We start from the raw sequence: 17,944 nt of genomic DNA on the forward strand, positions 1-17,944 counted from the left end.
GACGGTCAGCCGATGCGGATCATCTTCTTGTTGACGAACTCGTCGGCGCCGAAGCGGCCGAGCTCGCGGCCCGAACCGGAGCGCTTCACGCCGCCGAACGGCAGCTCCGCGCCATCCGCCAGCACGAGGTTCACGAAGACCATGCCGGCCTCGATCGCGTCGGCGACGCGCATGGCCTGCTCCTGGTCGGTCGTGTAGACGTACGAGCCGAGGCCGAAGGGGATGTCGTTCGCGAGGCGGACGGCGTCGGCCTCGTCGGCCGCGCGATAGACCTGCGCGACCGGGCCGAAGAACTCCTCCTTCGAGGCCGGGTTCTCGGGCGTGACATCCGTCAGCACCGTGGTCTGGAAGAATGCGCCGTCGCGCGATCCGCCGTGCACGAGCGTCGCGCCGTGCTCGACCGCGCGCCTGACCTGCTCGTCGAGGCCCTCGGCGGCCTTGAGCGACGACAGCGGGCCGAGCGCCGAGTCGGCCGAGGTCGGGTCGGTCGCCTCGACCTCGGCGATCTTCGCCGTGAACTTCTCGAGGAACGGCTCGTAGAGCTCGTCGACGACGATGAAGCGCTTGGCGGCGTTGCACGACTGGCCGTTGTTGTCGAGTCGCGCGTCGACCGCGTTCTGCACGGTGGCGTCGAGGTCGTCGGTCGAGAGCAGGATGAACGGGTCGGAGCCGCCGAGCTCGAGCACGACCTTCTTCAGGTGCTTGCCCGCGAGCTCCGCGACCGCCGCACCGGCGCGCTCGGAACCCGTCAGCGAGACGCCCTGCACGCGGGGGTCGGCGATGACGGTCGCGATCTGGTCGTGCGACGCGTACACGTTGACGTAGACGCCCTCGGGGGCACCGGCGTCGCGGAAGATCTGCTCGATCGCCGCGGCCGACTCGGGGCACTGCTCGGCGTGCTTCAGGATGATCGTGTTGCCGATGATGACGTTCGGGCCGGCGAATCGCGCGACCTGGTAGTACGGGAAGTTCCACGGCATGACGCCGAGCAGCGGGCCGAGCGAGCTGCGGCGGATGATCGCCGAACCCTCGCCGTCGAGCAGCTCGACCGGCTCGTCCTTCAGGAACTCCGATGCCTTGTCGGCGTAGTACTCGTAGATCGCACCGGCGAAGTCGGCCTCGCCGAGGGCCTGCTCGATCGGCTTGCCCATCTCGCGGACGATGATCTCGGCGAGCTCCTGGCGGCGCTCGACGTGCAGTTCGCCGACGCGGCGGATCAGGGCGGCGCGCTCCTCGACGGTGGTCGACTTGGCCCACGTGCGGTGCGCCTCGGCGGCGCTCGCGATCGCGGCCTCGAGCTCGGCGTCGGTGATGGTCGGATACGTCTTGACCGTCTCTCCGGTGGCCGGGTTGACGACGGCGTAGTTCGTCATGGGACTCCTCTGGGTGTTGGTGCACGGGACTCGCCAGCCGGTCGGCGACGACGGTGCACGCCGTCTCCAAGCCTAAGCCGACTCGATCAGGATGCGATCGACGCGATGGCGGATCACGGAGTCCGGTTGGACGACCTGTACAACGGGGCCCGTCGGGCCCGTGGGTAGGGTGACGGGGGGATCCGCATCCGGCGGGTCCGATCGCCGAGGAGGGCGGATGGCCGACGCGGACCGGGATGCGGGCGGTGCACTGCGCGGCATCCGCGTCGCCGACTTCTCGCGCGTGCTCGCCGGGCCCTACGCGACCATGATGCTCGCCGACTTCGGCGCCGACGTGATCAAGGTCGAGTCGCCCGCGGGCGACGACACGCGTCACTGGATTCCGCCCGTCGATGCGACCGGCCGCGCCACCTACTTCGGCGGTGTCAACCGCAACAAGCGATCGGTCGCGCTCGACCTGACGGATGCCGCGGGGCTCGCCGAGGCGCGCCGGCTCGCGTCCACGGCCGACGTGGTCGTCGAGAACTTCCGGCCAGGCGTCATGGCCCGCTTCGGGCTCGCCTACGAGGACGTGCGGGCGCTGAATCCCGGCGCCGTGTACTGCTCGATCACGGGCTTCGGCGCCGGCGAGGGGGCCGCGCTCGCCGGGTACGACCTGCTCGTGCAGGCCGTCGGCGGGCTCATGAGCATCACGGGCGACCCCGACGGCGAGCCGTCGAAGGTGGGCGTCGCGCTCGTCGACGTGCTCACCGGCCAGAACGCCGTCGCCGGCATCCTGCTCGCACTTCGCGAGCGCGACCGCACGGGCGAGGGCCGCCTCGTCGAGGTGAACCTGCTGCAGAGCCTGCTCTCGGCGCTGACCAACCAGGCGTCCTCGACGCTCGCCACGGGAGCCGCCCCGCGGCGGCTCGGCAACCAGCACCCGAGCATCGCGCCATACGCGGTGTTCCGCGCGGCCGACCGGGAGCTCGTGATCGCGGTCGGCAACGACCGGCAGTTCCGCTCGCTCGCCGGGGCCATCGGGTCGCCGACCCTGGCCGACGACGCGCGGTTCGGCACGAACGCCGCCCGCGTCGCGCACCGCGACGCCCTGCGCGAGCTCGTCGAGCAGGCGCTCGCCGCGGCATCCGCCCGGCACTGGGTCGACGCGCTCGCGGCGGTCGGCGTGCCCGCCGGGCTCGTGAACGACGTGGCCGAGGCGATCGCGTTCGCCGAGGCGCTCGGCCTGGAGCCCGTTGCCGAGACGCCCGAGGCCGCCGCGGTCGCGCGGCCGCACCGGTCGATCGCGAACCCCATCCGCCTCGCCGGGACGGGAGCGGCCTACCGCACCGCGCCGCCTGCGCTCGACGCCGATCGCGGCGCCGACTGGCTGCCGCGGGGCTGACCGGCTGACCGGCCGCCCGCGCCGCACGAGCACCACGAGCACCACCGCACGAAAGGACCGACATGACCGCCACCGGGAACGACGCGACCGAGACCGACCCGACCGAGACCGACGTGACCGTGACCGCACCGCGCATCGACGCGGTCTTCGACCTCGACGCGCTCCTCACCGAGGACGAGCTCGCCTGGCGCGACCGCGCGCGCCGCTTCGCGCAGGCGCGCATCGCGCCGGTCATCGAGCAGGACTTCGAGGACCGGCACTTCCGCCGCGAGCTCGTTCGCGAGGCCGGCGAGCTCGGGTTCCTCGGCATGCACCTCACGGGGTACGGATGCGCGGGGGCCGGCGCCGTCGCCTACGGCCTCGTGTGCCTCGAGCTCGAGGCCGCCGACTCGGGTTGGCGCACGTTCGTCTCGGTGCAGGGTTCGCTCGCGATGAGCGCCATCCACAAGTACGGCTCGGAGGAGCAGAGGGAGCGCTGGCTTCCGGGCATGGCGAGGGGCGAGCTCATCGGCTGCTTCGCGCTCACCGAGCCGCAGGGCGGCAGCGACCCCGCGGCGATGACCACGGTCGCGCGCCGCGACGGCGACGAATGGGTGCTCGACGGCGCCAAGCGCTGGATCGGGCTCGCGTCGCTCGCCGACGTCGCAGTGGTCTGGGCCAAGGTGGCGGATGACGCGGGGGAGGACGCCGGCGTGGTGCGCGGTTTCCTCGTCCCGACCTCCACGCCCGGGTTCACGGCGACGCCCATCGACGGCAAGCTCTCGATGCGCGCGTCGGTGCAGTGCGACGTGACGTTCGACGGCGTGCGGTTGCCCGCCGACGCGATGCTGCCGGGCGCGCGCGGGCTCTCCGGGCCCTTCGGGTGCCTCAACGAGGCGCGATACGGCATCGTGTGGGGCGCCATGGGCGCCGCGCGTTCGTGCCTCGAGGCGGCGCTGGAGCGCTCGACGTCGCGCGAGGTGTTCGGCAGGCCGATCGGCGCGAACCAGCTCATCCAGGCCAAGCTCGCCGACATGCTCGTCGAGGTCGAGAAGGGCGTGCTGCTCGCCCTGCACCTCGGCCGGCTCAAGGAGCGCGGCGCCCTCACGCCCGCGCAGATCTCGGTCGGCAAGCTCAACTCGGTGCGCGAGGCGCTGAAGATCGCGCACGAGGCCCGCGCCATCCTCGGCGGCGACGGCATCACGTCGGAGTTCCCGGTCATGCGGCACGCCGCGAACCTCGAGTCGGTGCGCACCTACGAGGGCACCGACGAGGTGCACCAGCTCGTCATCGGCCGCGCGCTCACCGGCCTCAGCGCGTTCTAGTCCCGCATCGCGCTCGAGCGGGGCCGCCGACGCCGAGTGAGGCCGGCACCCGCGCGGGTGCCGGCCTCACCGGGTGGGCGCGATGCGCCGAACGCGTCAGCTGTTGATGCCGGGGATGACGAGCCAGCGGTTCTCGAGCACGATCCAGACGGCCATCAGCACGAGCGCGATGATCGTGAGCGTCATGCCGAGGCGTCCGCGCATGATGAGGGCGACGACGAGCACGACGAGCGTCGCGATGCCCAGCACCAGCGAGCCGAACGGGATGCCGGTGAGGAACAGCGAGAGCACGAACAGCCCGGCGACGATGATCTCGATGATGCCGATGACCGTCGAGCCGCCGCGGGCGCGGAGCCGCCAGATGCCGTCGACGATCGTGAGGACGCCGCCGGCGAGGGCGATGAGGAGGAGCCAGGTGAGCGTGATCATTTCAGGTTCCTTCGTTCTGCGGGGGCAGTGCGACGAGGGGATCCGCCCCTCGACCGCGCCAGCCTAGCCACGCGGAAATCGGCGCCGCGGCCCATTGCGCGGTGGCCTCCGCACCGTGTATGCCCACGCGCGCATGCGACATCCGCCGCACCTCGCCCATTCGACCGGCCGGCGCCGCCCGTCGTCCCGGATGCCGGGAATCGCGCCGGATCGGAAATGAAACGCTGCGTCATCGGGTTGCATCCCGTGGCCCCGGCCGTGCTGGACTCGTCTGCACCCGCCGGGGCTCACCGCCGCCCCGGCGACCGGCACCACCATCGCCGGACCACGACGTCACGAACGGAGCACCACCGAATGACCCGCACCCGCACCCTGCTCGGCCTCGCCGCCGCATCCGCCGCCGTCCTCGCGCTCGCCGCGTGCTCGACCGGGGACGCCGGTTCCGGCTCGACCGATGGGGGTGCCGCGGGCGACGAGTACGGTCTCGTGCAGGCCGGCACCCTCACGGTGGGCACCGAGGGCACGTACCGCCCGTTCAGCTATCACGAGGACGGATCGGGCGACCTCGTCGGGTACGACGTCGAGGTGGCGGAGGCCGTCGCCGAGGAGCTCGGCCTCGAGGTCGCCTTCCAGGAGACCCAGTGGGACGCGATCTTCGCGGGCCTCGACGCAGGACGGTTCGACGTCATCGCGAACCAGGTCTCGATCACGCCCGAGCGCGAGGAGCAGTACCTCTTCAGCGAGCCGTACACGATCTCGCGCGGCGTCATCGTCGTGAACGAGGGCGACTCGTCGATCTCGTCGTTCGAGGACCTCGAGGGCAAGACGACCGCGCAGTCCCTGACGAGCAACTGGTACGAGCTCGCCACCGAGTCGGGCGCGGACGTGGAGGCCGTCGAGGGCTGGGCGCAGGCCGTCGCACTCCTCCAGCAGGGTCGCGTCGACGCGACCGTCAACGACGAGCTGACCTTCCTCGACTACGTGAACACGACGCCGGACGCCGCGATCGAGGTCGCCGCCGAGACCGACGAGACCTCCGAGAGCGCGTTCGCCCTCACGCAGGACAAGGAGGCGCTGGTCGCCGCGATCGACGAGGCGCTGGCCGCGCTCGCCGCCGACGGCACGCTCGCCGAGATCGGCGAGAAGTACTTCGGCGCCGACGTCACCGAGTAGCCTGTCGCCGTCCCAGGAAGGCGGTGACCCGTGAACGAGGGCCTGCAACTGTTCCTCGAGTCGTTCTGGCCGATCGTGTGGGGCGGGGTCAGCGGCACCATCCCGCTCTCGCTCGCCTCGTTCGCGATCGGACTCGTGCTCGCACTCGGCGTCGCGCTCATGCGGCTGTCGAAGAACCGGATCGTCTCGAGGGTCGCCAGGTTCTACATCTCGGTGATCCGCGGCACGCCGCTGCTCGTGCAGCTGTTCGTGATCTTCTATGGACTGCCGTCGATCGGGCTCACGATCGACCCGTGGCCGAGTGCGATCGTCGCGTTCTCGCTGAACGTCGGCGGGTACGCCGCCGAGGTGATCCGCGCCGCCATCCTCTCGGTGCCGAAGGGCCAGTGGGAGGCGGCGTACACGATCGGGATGTCGCCCGCGACGACGCTGCGGCGCGTCATCCTGCCGCAGGCCGCCCGGGTCTCGGTGCCGCCCCTGTCGAACACGTTCATCTCGCTCGTCAAGGACACGTCGCTCGCGTCGCTGATCCTCGTGACCGAGCTGTTCCGGGTGTCGCAGCAGATCGCGTCGGCGACGTTCGAGTTCATGCTCATCTACCTCGAGGCGGCGCTGATCTACTGGCTGTTCTGCCTCCTGCTCTCCGGGGGGCAGTCGATGCTCGAGAAGAGGCTGGACCGCTATGTCGCCCACTGACCCGCCCACGCCGCCGCGAGGCGGCGACCCGTTGGCCCCGCGAGGGCCCGGGGCGACCGATGCCGCGGTGCTGCTGTCGGTCCGCGGCATCCGCAAGTCGTTCGGGTCGAACGAGGTGCTGCGCGGCATCGACTTCTCGGTGCGCCGCGGCGAGGTCGTCACGCTCATCGGGCCGAGCGGGTCGGGCAAGACGACGGTGCTGCGGTCGCTGAACGGCCTCGAGACCCCGGATGGCGGTGCGCTCGAGTTCGACGGAGGGCCCGCGATCGACTTCGCGCGTCCGGTCCCGAAGGCCGACCGCCTGGCGATGCGCGACCGCTCGGCGATGGTGTTCCAGCACCACAACCTGTTCCCGCACATGACGGTGATCGAGAACGTCGTCGAGGGGCCGATCCGCGTGCAGGGGGTGCCCAGGGCAGTCGCGGTCGCCGCGGCCGAGGCGCTGCTCGACCGCGTCGGGCTCGCCGAGAAGCGCGACCAGTACCCGCACCAGCTCTCGGGCGGGCAGCAGCAGCGCGTCGGCATCGTGCGCGCGCTCGCGCTGAAGCCCGACCTGCTGCTGTTCGACGAGCCCACGAGCGCGCTCGACCCCGAGCTCGTCGGCGAGGTGCTGCACGTGATCACGGAGCTCGCCGACGAGGGCTGGACCATGGTCGTCGTCACGCACGAGCTGCAGTTCGCGCGGCAGGCGGCCGACGAGGTGCTGTTCATGGACGGCGGCGTGGTCGTGGAGCGCGGTGCGCCGCGCGACATCTTCACGAACCCGCGCGAGGAGCGGACGCGAAGGTTCCTCGATCGGATCCTGCGGCCGCTGGACTGACCGGCGTATCCCCGACGGGCGTGGAGCCGGGGCGACTACCGTGAGGGCATGTCCGCGCGCGTCCTCGGCTCCGAACCGAGGGTCGTGAGCGGTCAGGCCGTCCTCGTCAGGGCCACGCGGTCGCGGCGCGCGCTCGGGGTGTTCCGGCTCGCGATCGCCGTCATCGAGATCGTCGCACTGATCGGCAACTACCAGTACGTGCTCGAGTTCCCGCTCTTCGCGTCGGTGAACTTCTTCAGCTACTTCACGATCCAGTCGGCCATGCTCGCGGTCGTCGTCCTGCTGGTCGCCGCCGGGTACGCGCTCACGCAGCGACGGGACCCGCCGATCCTCGCGGCGTTCCGCACGATCGTCACGGTCTACCTGCTCGTCTCGGGGATCGTGTTCGCGATCATCGCGGTGCAGGCGTCGACGCGCGACTACCGCCTCGAGGTGCCGTGGTCGGACACGCTGCTCCATTTCGTCGTGCCCCTGCTCGCCCTCATCGCCTGGACGGTCGACGCGGTCATCGCGGTGAACCCGCCCGTGCCGTGGACGACCATCGGGCTGGCCCTCGTCTTCCCGGCCGGATGGCTCGTCTACACGCTCATCCGGGGCGCCGACATCGGCTGGTACCCCTACTTCTTCCTCGATGAGAGCCAGGTCGGCGGGTACCCCGGGGTCGTGGTGTACTGCGTCGTCGTGCTGCTGATCTTCCTCGGCCTGACGTCGGTGCTCGTCGGGGTGCACCGGAGGCTCGCGCTGCGCGGGGTGCGCCGCCGGGTCTGGGCGCGGCGCCGAGCGGCGGCGATGGCGGCCGACCGCCCCCGTCAGGTCGTGGACGACGACGTGGTGCGGAGCGTCCCGGCGCGGTGAGCGGTGCGGCCCGTGCGTGATCCTCCCGGCCTGCGTGCTGCGGCGCTACTCGGCGGCGAAGGGTTCGAGTGCGGCGAGCACCTCGGCTCGGGCCGCGTCGTCGTCGAGTTCCGCGATGCGGCGCGCATGCTCGGCGGCGAGCACGCCGAGGAGCACCGGGCGGCGCGGATCGACACCGACGTCGAGCCATGCGGCGACCGACGGCGTCGCTCCGACGAGCGTGAAGACGTTCGGGGTCTCCGCCGTCTCGGCGGCCGCGGCCGTCCCGTCCGGGGCGTCGGGGCCGGTTGTCTCGTCCGACCCGTCCGTGCTGTCGCCGGACCCGCCGTCGCCCGGGGCCGCCGCCGCGGCATCCGACCGCCAGAACGGCTCGTCGAAGGCGAGCCACACGACGTCGGCGGCGCCCATGCCGAGCACGCCGATCGCGCGCTGGTGCAGCAGTGGGAGGGGCGGTTGGAACGTGATGGTGTCGGTCTTCAGGACGCCGATCGACGCGGTCACGATGACGCGGTGCATGCGGAGGGACTCACCGGTGTCGAACCGGAGGCTCACGCCCTCGTCGTCGGTCGCGATCCCGGTCACGACGCTCGAGCCCGCGATGTCGAGACCTTCGGCGAGCCCGTCGATGAGGGCGGTCCAGCCGCTGACGACGCGGGAGGTCGGCCGCCAGACCTGGTCGGGGTCGAAGCGCTGCGCGGAGACGCGCGTCGGGGCGGCGCCCGTCGTCGGCTCGACGCCGGTGGCGATGGCGTTCACCAGCCAGTCGCGCGGGCTCAGGCCGTCGGCGCCCGGCTCGCCCGAGATGGGCACCGCACCGGAGCGGACCAGCGCATTCGTCAGGGACGAGTCGGACGAGCTGCCGGCGGCCCAGGCCTGTGCGGTGGCGATCGCATCCCAGCCCGCCGGTGACGGCTCGACGACGACGCCCTCCGGTGTGCGGGCCTCGACGACGGGCGTGAACGGGCGCGTCGCGACGCCCGCTTCGGCAAGGACGGGACGGAGTTCGGCGCCGTCCGACGCGAAGACGCTGCCGAGGACGACGGGCCCGCCGAAGTCGTCGTCCTCGACGGTCCGCAGTCGACCGCCGAGGGTGGTGCTCGCCTCGACCACGACGACGTCGTGCCCGGCGTCGGCGAGCGTCCGGGCGGCGGCGAGGCCCGCGATGCCAGCGCCGATGACCGCGATGCGGTCGCCCTCGTCGGCGAGGTCCGCCACGGCGCGCGCGGCGCGGATGCCCTCGGCGTACGCACCGTGCACGGTGCCCGGCGCGTCGGTCGAGGTGCCTTCGCCGGCGATCACGAGGCGGCCGGCGACCGGTTCGGCGAGCGCCTCGCGAAGCTCGGGCGTGGATCCCACCGCGTCGAAGCTGAACGCGCCGCGCGTGAACGGGTCGCGGCTCCAGCGGGAGCGGAGGAAGGCCGTGGGGGTGGGCACGCCGCCCGGGGTCGGGGTGGGCGTCGGGCTCGGCGTCCGGGTGGGGGTGGGCGTCGGCGCCGGACCGCCGTCGGTGCACGCGGCGAGCGTGACGGCCAGTCCGCCGAGGGTCGCGGCGAGGAACGCGCGTCGCGGCATCCCCCCTGCGGGCCCCCGTGCGTCCATGGCCTCAGGCTATCCGCTCGCGACCCGGGCTCCCCGGCAATCCCCGGCGCGCACGGCTGCGCGCTCGCGCGCGCCAGGTCGACGGCCCGAGCCGTCTCGCATGAAGACCCGGGGAACAGGGCCCTCACGGGCCCCGAACCCCGGACCTTCATGCACGGGTTGGTCTGCGCGTACGACGCGCGCGACGCCGGGCGCGCGGCAAGCGTGGTCGGCGGCGCGGTGCCGCGGCTAGCGCGCCACCTCGGCGTCGGCGACGTCGAGCGCGGCGTCGATGATGTCGAGGCCGCGGACGAGGTCGTCCTCGCCGATGACGAGCGGCGGGGCGACGTGCATCCGGTTGAAGTGGATGAAGGGCCAGAGGCCGGCCTGCTTGCAGGCCGCCGCGACCTTCGCCATCGGAGCGGCGTCGGCACCCGAGGCGTTGAAGGGCACGAGCGGTTCGCGCGTCTCGCGGTCGCGTACCAGCTCGATGGCCCAGAACAGGCCGAGGCCGCGGACGTCGCCGACCGACGGGTGCCGCTCGGCGAACTCGGCGAGGCGCGGGCCGACGACCCGCTCGCCGAGGTCGCGCACGCGCTCCAGGATGCCGTCGCGCTCGAAGACCTCGAACGTCGCGACGCCCGGGGCGCACGCGAGGGGGTGGCCCGAGTACGTGAGCCCGCCCATGAAGGCGACCGTGTCGAAGTGCGACGCGATCCGCTCGGAGATGACCACGCCGCCGAGCGGCGCATAGCCCGAGTTCACGCCCTTGGCGAAGGTGATCAGGTCGGGGGTCACGCCGAAGTGGTTCACCGCGAACCACTCGCCGATGCGGCCGAAGCCGACCATCACCTCGTCGGCGATGTAGACGATGCCGTACCGGTCGGCGAGCGCCCGGACGCCCTCGAGGTAGCCGGGCGGAGGCACGAGGACGCCGTTCGTGCCGACGACGGTCTCGATGATGATCGCGGCGATCGTGTTCGCGCCCTCGAGCGTGATGACCTGCTCGAGGTGGGCGAGCGCCCGCGCGGTCTCCTCCGCCTCGCTCGCGGAGTGGAACGACGAACGGTACGGGTACGGCCCCAGGAAGTGCGCGACCGAGCCGTCGGAGGGTTCGTTCGCCCAGCGTCGCGGGTCGCCCGTGAGCGAGATCGCGGTCGCGGTGCCGCCGTGGTAACTGCGGTACATCGAGAGCACCTTGCGGCGACCGGTCACGGCGCGAGCCATCCGGACCGCGTACTCGTTCGCGTCGGCGCCGCCGTTGGTGAAGAACACCTTGTCGAGGTCGCCCGGGGCGACCTCCGCGATGCGGCGGGCGAGCTCGCCGCGCACGTCGGACGCCATCGACGGCTGGATGGTCGCGAGGCGACCGGCCTGGTCCTGGATGGCGCGGACGAGGTCGGGGTGCTGGTGGCCGAGGTTGAGGTTCACCAGCTGCGACGAGAAGTCGAGGTAGGCGTTGCCCTGGTAGTCCCAGAACGTGGCGCCCTCGCCCGCGGCGACGGGCAGCGGGTCGATGAGCGCCTGCGCGCTCCACGAGTGGAACACGTGGCTGCGGTCGTCGGCGCGCACCTGCGCCTCGGCGGCCGCGTCGGGGAGGGTGCGTCGCGCCCTGTGGCGGTCGACGTACGAGGCCGCGGTCGCGCCATCCGTCGTCTCGACGGGGATGAGGGTGTCGGTCATTCGGGGTCCTTTCGCCCGGTGAGGTGACGCGAACGGTCGCGGCGGTCTGCGCGAAGCGCCGTTCGCGTCATCTCGGTGAGGCAGATGCGTGAGGGGCAGTCGGGTCGGGATCAGTGGTTCTGGGGGAATCCGAGGTTGATGCCGCCGTGCGTCGCCGGGTCGAGCCAGCGGCTGGTCACGGCCTTCTCGCGCGTGAAGAAGTCGAAGCCGTGCACGCCGTACGCCTTGCTGTCGCCGAACAGCGACTGCTTCCAGCCGCCGAACGAGTGGTAGGCGACCGGCACCGGGATGGGCACGTTGATGCCGATCATGCCGACCTCGACCTCGTTCTGGAAGCGCCGGGCGGCGCCGCCGTCGTTGGTGAAGATCGCGGTGCCGTTGCCGAAGGCGCCGGAGTTGATGAGGTCGAGGCCCTCGTCGTACGACGCGACGCGCACGACCGAGAGCACCGGCCCGAAGATCTCCTCGGTGTAGGCGCGCGATGTGGTGGGCACGTGGTCGAGCAGCGTCGGGCCGAAGAAGAACCCGTCTTCGTGACCGTCGACCGTGTACCCGCGGCCGTCGACGACGACGGTCGCGCCGTCCTGCTCGGCGATGTCGACGTACGAGGACACCTTGTCGCGGTGCACCGCGGTGATGAGCGGGCCCATGTCGGGCTCGCCCTCGGGACCGCCCGCGCCGTTGCCGATGCGGAGCCGGCCGATGCGCTCGGTGATCTTCTCGATGAGCTCGTCGGCGACGGGCTCGACGGCGAGGACGACCGAGATCGCCATGCACCGCTCGCCCGCGGCGCCGTAGCCGGCGTTGACGGCCTGGTCGGCGACGAGGTCGAGGTCGGCGTCGGGCAGCACGAGCATGTGATTCTTGGCGCCGCCGAGGGCCTGGACGCGCTTGCCGTGCTTCGAGGCCGTCTCGTAGATGTACTGCGCGATCGGCGTGGAGCCGACGAACGAGATCGACTGCACGACGGGCGAGGTCAGCAGCCCGTCGACCGCGAGCTTGTCGCCCTGGAGGACCGTGAACACGCCGTCGGGGAGGCCCGCCTCCGTCCAGAGCTGGGCGAGCCAGAGCGCGGCCGACGGGTCCTTCTCGCTGGGCTTCAGCACGACGGCGTTGCCCGCTGCGATCGCGATGGGGAAGAACCACATCGGCACCATGGCGGGGAAGTTGAAGGGGCTGATCACGCCGACGACGCCGAGCGGCTGCTTGAGCGAGTAGACGTCGATGCCAGACGAGGCGTTCTCGGAGAAGGCGCCCTTGATCAGGTGCGGGAAGCCGGTCGCGAGCTCGACGACCTCCTGGCCGCGGAGGATCTCGCCCATCGCGTCGGAGCGCACCTTGCCGTGCTCCCGGGTGATGATCTCGGCGAGTTCGCCCTTGCGCGAGTTCAGCAGCTCTCGGAATGCGAACAGCACCGTCTGGCGCTTCGCGATCGAGTAGTCCTTCCACACGCGGTACCCGCGCTCGGCCGACGCGATGGCCTCGTCGATCTCGGCCTGGTCGGCGAGCGCGACCTCCGCCTGGACGGCGCCCGTGGCCGGGTTGTGGACGGGCGCCGTGCGGCCGGATGCGGATGCGCGCAGCGCCCCGTCGATCCAGTGCCCGATCTGCGGCACCTCGGTGGTCGTCGCGGGCGATGTCGAGGTCTCGGTGAGGCTCATCAGTGTCCTTCGGTCGTGGTGGCGACGGATGCCTCGGCACCGCGTCGCGGGATGGAGATCGCCGCTCGGTCGTCGGGACCGGACAGATCGACCGACGTCGTCTAGGCTGGCGTTTCCCCAGTCTTACAGAGCCGAAAGGGCCGAGCGGATGCCAGAGCGTCGCGAAGACGAAGCAGATCGAACGGATCGTCCGGCCGCCCAGACGGGCGCTGCGGCCGGCGGCACGGGGATGTCGGCGACGGATGGAGCCCTGCCGACGGTCCGCGAGATCCTGGCGCTCGACGCGGTCGCGGCGGGCGTGCCCGAGGTGCTCGTGGGCGATGCGGCGCTCGATGCGCGCGTGCGCTGGGTGCACGTCTCCGACAGCGCGGGCGTCGCCCGCCTCCTCGACGGCGGCGAGCTGCTGCTCTCGACCGGATCGGGCTGGCCGACCGAGCCGGACGAGCTCCGCGCGTTCATCGCGGGCCTCGTCGAGGTCGGGATCTCGGGGCTCGTGCTCGAGCTCGGCGCGCACTACCGGTACGTGCCGGCCATCGTGCACCGCACGGCCGCCGAGCACGGGCTGGCCCTCGTCGCGCTGCACCGCGAGGTGAAGTTCGTCGGCCTGACGCAGGCCGTGCACCGGCGCATCATCTCGGAGCAGACGGCGGCGCTGCACGCGCGCGACGAGGTGCGCGAGCGGTTCACGGCCCTCGCCCTCCGCGGGGCGCCGGCCGACTACATCGTGCAGCAGCTCGCGCAGACCCTCGCCGCGCCCGTGCTGCTGGAGAACCTCGCGCACGAGGTCGTCGCGGCCGACCTGCCGCCGGAGTCCGAGGAGGAGCTGCTCGCGGCGTGGCAGCTGCGCTCGCGCGAGGCGCACCGGCGCGGGGCACGCGCGGCCGCCGCAGCCGACTCCGACGCCTGGCTCATCGTGCCGGTCGAGGCACGAGGCATCCGATGGGGGCATCTCATCGCGCTGCCCGGGCCGGCGCACCCGGCCGGCCGGACGAGCGTGCTCGAACAGGGCGCCATCGCGCTCGCGCTCGGCCGACTCGCCGACGGCGACGAGGACACGTGGGGCCGGATCGGCCGGCAGCGCCTCGTCGAGCACCTGCTCGGCGGGCGATTCGCGGCCCCCGGCGGCGCGGTCGCGCGGCTCGAGGCGGCAGGTCTCCCGGTGCACGGCGCCGACCTGTACGGCGTGGTCGCGACCGGTCGCGGCGCCGACGGCGATGCGGATGCCGCGGCGCGCGGGCTCGGCGGGCGTGCGCTCGACGGGCGTCCGGTCGGCACGGGCGCACCGGCATCCGCTCGGGTCGTGCTGGTGTCGCTGCCCGGCGGCACGCGATTCGACGACGACGCGGCCCGTCGGTTCGCCGGGCAGCTCGCCGCACGCGGCGACGGAACGGTGACGGATGCCGCGGGCGTCGCGCTCGCCGTCGGAGCCCGTGCCGGCGACCTCGACGGCCTCCTCGTCTCGGTGCAGGAGGCGCTGGACCTGTCGCGCACGCCCGTCCCGCGCGGCGCGCGCGGCCCGGTCGTGCGGCGTTCGCAGGATCGCCCGCTCGTCAGGCTCGTGACCGCGCTGCGCGACGACCACCGGCTGCAGGAACTGGGGGAGCGGATGCTCGCGCCCCTCATCGAGTACGACCTGGCGCGCGGCGGCGACCTGCTCGACGTGCTCGCCGCGATGCTCGCGCACCCGGGCAACCGCACGGCGGCGGCGCAGGCGAGCCACCTCTCGCGCTCGGTGTTCTACCAGCGGCTCGCGCTGATCGGCGACCTGCTCGACGCCGACCTCGACGACGGCGAGACGCTCACGGCGCTGCACCTGGCGCTGCTCGTGCGGCGCAGCGGGGTGCGCTGAGCGCCGACCGCGGCATCCGTTACTTGCTCTTGACAAGTGCACTTGCAAAGAGCAAGCTTGCCGGTGTCGGTCGCTCCGGACCGACCCGACATCTCAGGGGGAGACCATGACCACCAGCATCTTCGTGAACATCCCGACGGCCGATCTCGACCGGTCGAAGGCGTTCTACACGGCGCTCGGCTACACCATCAACCCGATGTTCAGCGACGAGAACGCCGCCTGCGTCGTGCTCGACGACAACGTCTACTTCATGGTGCTCACCAGGGAGTTCTTCCAGACCTTCACCGAGAAGCAGGTGACCGAGCCGAAGACCCACGCGCAGGCGCTCATCGCCCTGACCTGCGACTCCCGCGAGGCCGTCGACGAGTTCCTCGGCAAGGGGCTCGCCGCGGGCGGATCCGAGCCGCGGCCGGCGAACGACCTCGGCTTCATGTACACGCGCGACATCGAGGACCCCGACGGCAACATCCTCGAGTTCTTCTTCATGCACCCCGCGGCCGTAGAGAAGGGCCCGGACGCGTTCATGGCCGAGCAGGGCGCGCCGTCGCCGTCGGCCTGACCGGGTCGACCGCATGGCCTCCCGCGCGCGGGGCTTCGGCCAGTACGACGGCGTCGCCCGCGCCATCGAGCGGGTCGGGGAGCGGTGGGCGCTGCTCATCGTCCGCGACCTGCTCGTCGGCGCGCGCCGGTACGGCGACCTGAAGGCGAGCCTGCCGCGCATCCCGACGAACATCTTGGCCGACCGGCTGCGCGAACTGCAGGAGTCGGGTGTCGTGCGACGCGTGCCGACCGTGCGCGGCGGCTACGAGCTGACCGAGCTCGGCCGTGAGCTCGAGCCGGTCGTGCTCGCGCTCGGCCGCTGGGGGTGGTCGGTGCTCGGCGACCCCGGCGAGGGCGAGCAGCTGAGCCACGAGGCGCTCGTCATCGCCCTGCGGGCGGCGTTCCGGGCGGATGCCGCGGCGCGCGAGCCCGCGACCGAGTACGTGCTGCACGTCGGTCGCGCCTCGGTCGCGGCGACCGTCGCCGCGGGCTCGCTCGACGTCGTGCCGATCGGGCCCGACGCGGTGCCGCAGCCCCGGCCCGTGCCGATGGGCCTCGCGCATGCTGCTGCGCCGCCGGCCGAGAGCGTCGAGTTCGCACTCGAACCGGCCGAGCTCCGCGACCTCATCGCGGGCCGAGCGGATGCCGCGGGCGTGCCGGTGCTCGCCGGCGACGACGACGGGGTGGCGCGCTTCGCGCGCACCTTCCGGATCGAACCCGTCGAGCCGCCGGAACGCGCCGCGGGCGCGGGTGGCGCGGCCGAGGCATCCGTCGCCTGATCGGTGTCGCGGCGCGCCGGTCGGGGCCGCGCGCCGCGTCGCGGTCCGCGCGTCCGCCGGGTCGGGCGGTCGGCTCCGAACTCGAAGCCGATCGCGCAACCCCGTGACGACGGCGGCTGCGCAGGCTAGAACGGAGTGATGGCGACCTCCCCGCTCGTGCTCGGACCCATGCTGCGGCACGTCGACGAGACCTCGGCGACGATCTGGGTCGAGACCGACGACGCCGCGACCGTTCGCGTCCGCGCCGACGGCCGCGCCTGGGAGGCGCGGACCTTCGCCGTGCACGGCCATCACTACGCGCTCGTCGAGCTCGCCGACCTCGAACCCGGTGCCTCCCTGCCGTACGAGGTCGACGTCGACGGCCGGCGCGCCTGGCCCGAACCCGACTCGGAGTATCCGGCATCCGTCGTGACCACGTGGCTCCCGGGCAGGCGACTGCGACTCGGGTACGGATCGTGCCGGACGAGCGTGCCGCACGACGCGCACGGGAACCGCACGCACGGGGTCGACGCGATGCGCGCGTTCGCGCTCGCGATGGCCGCGGACTCGGCGGAGCGGCCCGACCTGTTGCTGTTCCTCGGCGACCAGGTGTACGCCGACCTCACGTCGGAGGAGATGCAGGAGTTCATCCGGAGCCGCCGCGACATCGAGGAGGAGCCGGGGGAGGAGCTGAAGGACTACGAGGAGTACGCCCACCTCTACCGGCTCGCGTGGTCGGATCCGGCGAACCGCTGGCTGCTGTCGACCGTGCCGACGGCGATGATCTTCGACGACCACGACGTGCGCGACGACTGGAACGCCTCGCTCGACTGGAAGCGGAAGATGGAGGCCACGTCGTGGTGGCACGGCCGCATCGTCGCCGGGCTCGGCTCGTACTGGGTGTACCAGCACCTCGGCAACCTCACACCGGCCGAGCGTGCCGACGACGGGATCTGGCAGCGCATCGCCGCGCACGACGGGCCCGGCGAGCTCGACCTCACCGATGAGATCGACGAGTTCGCCGACCGCAGCGACCGCGAGCCGACGAGTGTCAGGTGGAGCTACACGCGCGACTTCGACGACATCCGCCTCGTCGTGGTCGATTCGCGCGCGGCGCGCGACCTCGACCCCGACGCGCGCGGGCTGCTCGACGCCGACGAGCTCGCCTGGTTCGACGGCCAGTTGCGCGGCGGTTTCCGGCAGGTGCTCGTCGCGACATCGCTGCCGTTCCTGCTGCCCATGGGGCTCCACCACGTCGAGGCGTGGGACGAGGCGATCTCGCAGGGGGCCTGGGGTCGAACTCCCGCGCGGATCGGCGAGACGCTGCGTCAGGCCGTCGACCTCGAGCACTGGGCGGCGTGGGAGAACACGTTCCAGGCGGTCGCGCAGATGGTCGAGGAGCTCGCAGACGGCGAACGTGGTGCTCCCCCGGAGAATGTGCTGTTCCTGGCAGGGGACGTGCACTTCTCCTACCTCGCCGAAGTCGAGCGCGAGCGCGCGGACGGCGCTCGGATCCTCCAGGCCGTCTGCTCGCCGATCCGCAACCCGCTGCCGCGGTTCATGCGCTGGTTCGCGGTCGTCATGTCGTACGGCATCGCGACGCCGGTCGGCAAGCTCGCGGCGCGTTCGGCGAAGGTGCCCGACGCGCCGTTCCGCTGGCGGACGGTGAAGGGGCCGTGGTTCGACAACAACCTCGCGATGCTCGTCGACGAGCCGGACGGGCTGCGGCTGACGTGGCACACGGGCGTCGTGCACGGCGGCGACGAGCGGCATCCCGAGCTCGAACAGGTGGCGGGCATCACCGTGCCGGCCGATCGGCGCACCGGCATCACGGCGTGAGC

15 protein-coding genes are annotated in these 17,944 nt (G+C 72.3%); 10 read left to right on the plus strand and 5 right to left on the minus strand.

Annotated features, from left to right (window positions below):
• Nucleotides 1-5 precede the first annotated feature (5 nt).
• Nucleotides 6-1,373, minus strand: a complete 1,368-nt coding sequence (locus tag ACULK2_RS02435; protein ID WP_445970198.1) for an NAD-dependent succinate-semialdehyde dehydrogenase — start codon at nt 1,371-1,373, stop codon at nt 6-8.
• 217 nt (nt 1,374-1,590) lie between these two features.
• Between ACULK2_RS02435 and ACULK2_RS02440 the strand changes: the two genes are divergently transcribed.
• Both ACULK2_RS02440 and ACULK2_RS02445 read left to right on the plus strand, forming a co-directional pair.
• Nucleotides 1,591-2,757 carry a CaiB/BaiF CoA transferase family protein gene (locus ACULK2_RS02440; RefSeq protein WP_445970197.1) on the plus strand — a complete coding sequence of 389 codons (1,167 nt, stop codon included), beginning with the start codon at nt 1,591-1,593 and terminating at the stop codon, nt 2,755-2,757.
• Between the two features lie 62 nt (nt 2,758-2,819).
• Nucleotides 2,820-4,061: an acyl-CoA dehydrogenase family protein gene (locus tag ACULK2_RS02445; protein ID WP_445970196.1), complete on the plus strand. Its 1,242-nt coding sequence runs from the start codon at nt 2,820-2,822 to the stop codon at nt 4,059-4,061.
• A 96-nt stretch (nt 4,062-4,157) separates the two neighbouring features.
• Here ACULK2_RS02445 and ACULK2_RS02450 read toward each other — a convergent pair whose 3' ends face one another.
• Nucleotides 4,158-4,490 (minus strand): hypothetical protein, encoded by a 333-nt coding sequence (locus ACULK2_RS02450; protein WP_445970195.1) that lies wholly within the window; start codon nt 4,488-4,490, stop codon nt 4,158-4,160.
• 354 nt (nt 4,491-4,844) lie between these two features.
• Between ACULK2_RS02450 and ACULK2_RS02455 the strand changes: the two genes are divergently transcribed.
• Genes ACULK2_RS02455 through ACULK2_RS02470 form a run of 4 tightly spaced genes read left to right on the plus strand, consistent with a single transcriptional unit; the run spans nt 4,845 to nt 8,034 of the window.
• Entirely contained in the window at nt 4,845-5,663 is an 819-nt protein-coding gene (locus tag ACULK2_RS02455; protein WP_445970194.1) for a transporter substrate-binding domain-containing protein, read from the plus strand.
• A gap of 30 nt (nt 5,664-5,693) precedes the next feature.
• Nucleotides 5,694-6,359, plus strand: coding sequence for an amino acid ABC transporter permease (locus ACULK2_RS02460; RefSeq protein ID WP_445970193.1), 666 nt, complete (start codon nt 5,694-5,696; stop codon nt 6,357-6,359).
• Complete coding sequence (locus ACULK2_RS02465) at nt 6,346-7,179, plus strand: amino acid ABC transporter ATP-binding protein (protein ID WP_445970192.1); 834 nt, start codon at nt 6,346-6,348, stop codon at nt 7,177-7,179. The genes ACULK2_RS02460 and ACULK2_RS02465 overlap by 14 nt, the downstream gene beginning before the upstream one ends.
• Before the next feature lie 48 nt (nt 7,180-7,227).
• Nucleotides 7,228-8,034 (plus strand): Pr6Pr family membrane protein, encoded by an 807-nt coding sequence (locus ACULK2_RS02470; protein ID WP_445970191.1) that lies wholly within the window; start codon nt 7,228-7,230, stop codon nt 8,032-8,034.
• Nucleotides 8,035-8,079: 45 nt separating this feature from the next.
• On the opposite strand, the gene ACULK2_RS02475 is transcribed toward ACULK2_RS02470, so the two are convergent.
• The 3 genes from ACULK2_RS02475 to ACULK2_RS02485 form a co-directional block, all read right to left on the minus strand.
• On the minus strand, nt 8,080-9,633 hold the full coding sequence (locus ACULK2_RS02475; protein WP_445970190.1) for a flavin monoamine oxidase family protein: 1,554 nt from the start codon (nt 9,631-9,633) through the stop codon (nt 8,080-8,082).
• 228 nt (nt 9,634-9,861) lie between these two features.
• Nucleotides 9,862-11,295 (minus strand): aspartate aminotransferase family protein, encoded by a 1,434-nt coding sequence (locus ACULK2_RS02480; protein WP_445970189.1) that lies wholly within the window; start codon nt 11,293-11,295, stop codon nt 9,862-9,864.
• 110 nt (nt 11,296-11,405) lie between these two features.
• Nucleotides 11,406-12,956, minus strand: a complete 1,551-nt coding sequence (locus ACULK2_RS02485; RefSeq protein ID WP_445970188.1) for a CoA-acylating methylmalonate-semialdehyde dehydrogenase — start codon at nt 12,954-12,956, stop codon at nt 11,406-11,408.
• Nucleotides 12,957-13,185: 229 nt separating this feature from the next.
• On the opposite strand from ACULK2_RS02485, the gene ACULK2_RS02490 reads away from it, so the two are divergent.
• The 4 genes from ACULK2_RS02490 to ACULK2_RS02505 all read left to right on the plus strand — a co-directional run bounded on the left by ACULK2_RS02490 (nt 13,186) and on the right by ACULK2_RS02505 (nt 17,942).
• Entirely contained in the window at nt 13,186-14,805 is a 1,620-nt protein-coding gene (locus ACULK2_RS02490) for a PucR family transcriptional regulator (RefSeq protein ID WP_445970187.1), read from the plus strand.
• Nucleotides 14,806-14,911: 106 nt separating this feature from the next.
• A complete protein-coding gene (locus ACULK2_RS02495) occupies nt 14,912-15,364 on the plus strand; it encodes a VOC family protein (RefSeq protein ID WP_445970186.1) in 453 nt (150 codons plus the stop codon).
• A 13-nt stretch (nt 15,365-15,377) separates the two neighbouring features.
• Nucleotides 15,378-16,124 (plus strand): winged helix-turn-helix transcriptional regulator, encoded by a 747-nt coding sequence (locus tag ACULK2_RS02500; protein ID WP_445970185.1) that lies wholly within the window; start codon nt 15,378-15,380, stop codon nt 16,122-16,124.
• A 138-nt stretch (nt 16,125-16,262) separates the two neighbouring features.
• Nucleotides 16,263-17,942 carry an alkaline phosphatase D family protein gene (locus tag ACULK2_RS02505; RefSeq protein ID WP_445970184.1) on the plus strand — a complete coding sequence of 560 codons (1,680 nt, stop codon included), beginning with the start codon at nt 16,263-16,265 and terminating at the stop codon, nt 17,940-17,942.
• Nucleotides 17,943-17,944: the final 2 nt, after the last annotated feature.

This window comes from Agromyces molybdatiresistens (assembly GCF_052748445.2).

Coding starts and splice junctions, on each gene's coding strand:
- ACULK2_RS02435 (WP_445970198.1), bottom strand. CDS start 1,373: ATGACGAACTACGCCGTCGTCAACCCGGCCACCGGAGAGACGGTCAAG.
- ACULK2_RS02440 (WP_445970197.1), top strand. CDS start 1,591: ATGGCCGACGCGGACCGGGATGCGGGCGGTGCACTGCGCGGCATCCGC.
- ACULK2_RS02445 (WP_445970196.1), top strand. CDS start 2,820: ATGACCGCCACCGGGAACGACGCGACCGAGACCGACCCGACCGAGACC.
- ACULK2_RS02450 (WP_445970195.1), bottom strand. CDS start 4,490: ATGATCACGCTCACCTGGCTCCTCCTCATCGCCCTCGCCGGCGGCGTC.
- ACULK2_RS02455 (WP_445970194.1), top strand. CDS start 4,845: ATGACCCGCACCCGCACCCTGCTCGGCCTCGCCGCCGCATCCGCCGCC.
- ACULK2_RS02465 (WP_445970192.1), top strand. CDS start 6,346: ATGTCGCCCACTGACCCGCCCACGCCGCCGCGAGGCGGCGACCCGTTG.
- ACULK2_RS02470 (WP_445970191.1), top strand. CDS start 7,228: ATGTCCGCGCGCGTCCTCGGCTCCGAACCGAGGGTCGTGAGCGGTCAG.
- ACULK2_RS02475 (WP_445970190.1), bottom strand. CDS start 9,633: ATGGACGCACGGGGGCCCGCAGGGGGGATGCCGCGACGCGCGTTCCTC.
- ACULK2_RS02480 (WP_445970189.1), bottom strand. CDS start 11,295: ATGACCGACACCCTCATCCCCGTCGAGACGACGGATGGCGCGACCGCG.
- ACULK2_RS02485 (WP_445970188.1), bottom strand. CDS start 12,956: ATGAGCCTCACCGAGACCTCGACATCGCCCGCGACGACCACCGAGGTG.
- ACULK2_RS02490 (WP_445970187.1), top strand. CDS start 13,186: ATGTCGGCGACGGATGGAGCCCTGCCGACGGTCCGCGAGATCCTGGCG.
- ACULK2_RS02495 (WP_445970186.1), top strand. CDS start 14,912: ATGACCACCAGCATCTTCGTGAACATCCCGACGGCCGATCTCGACCGG.
- ACULK2_RS02500 (WP_445970185.1), top strand. CDS start 15,378: ATGGCCTCCCGCGCGCGGGGCTTCGGCCAGTACGACGGCGTCGCCCGC.
- ACULK2_RS02505 (WP_445970184.1), top strand. CDS start 16,263: ATGGCGACCTCCCCGCTCGTGCTCGGACCCATGCTGCGGCACGTCGAC.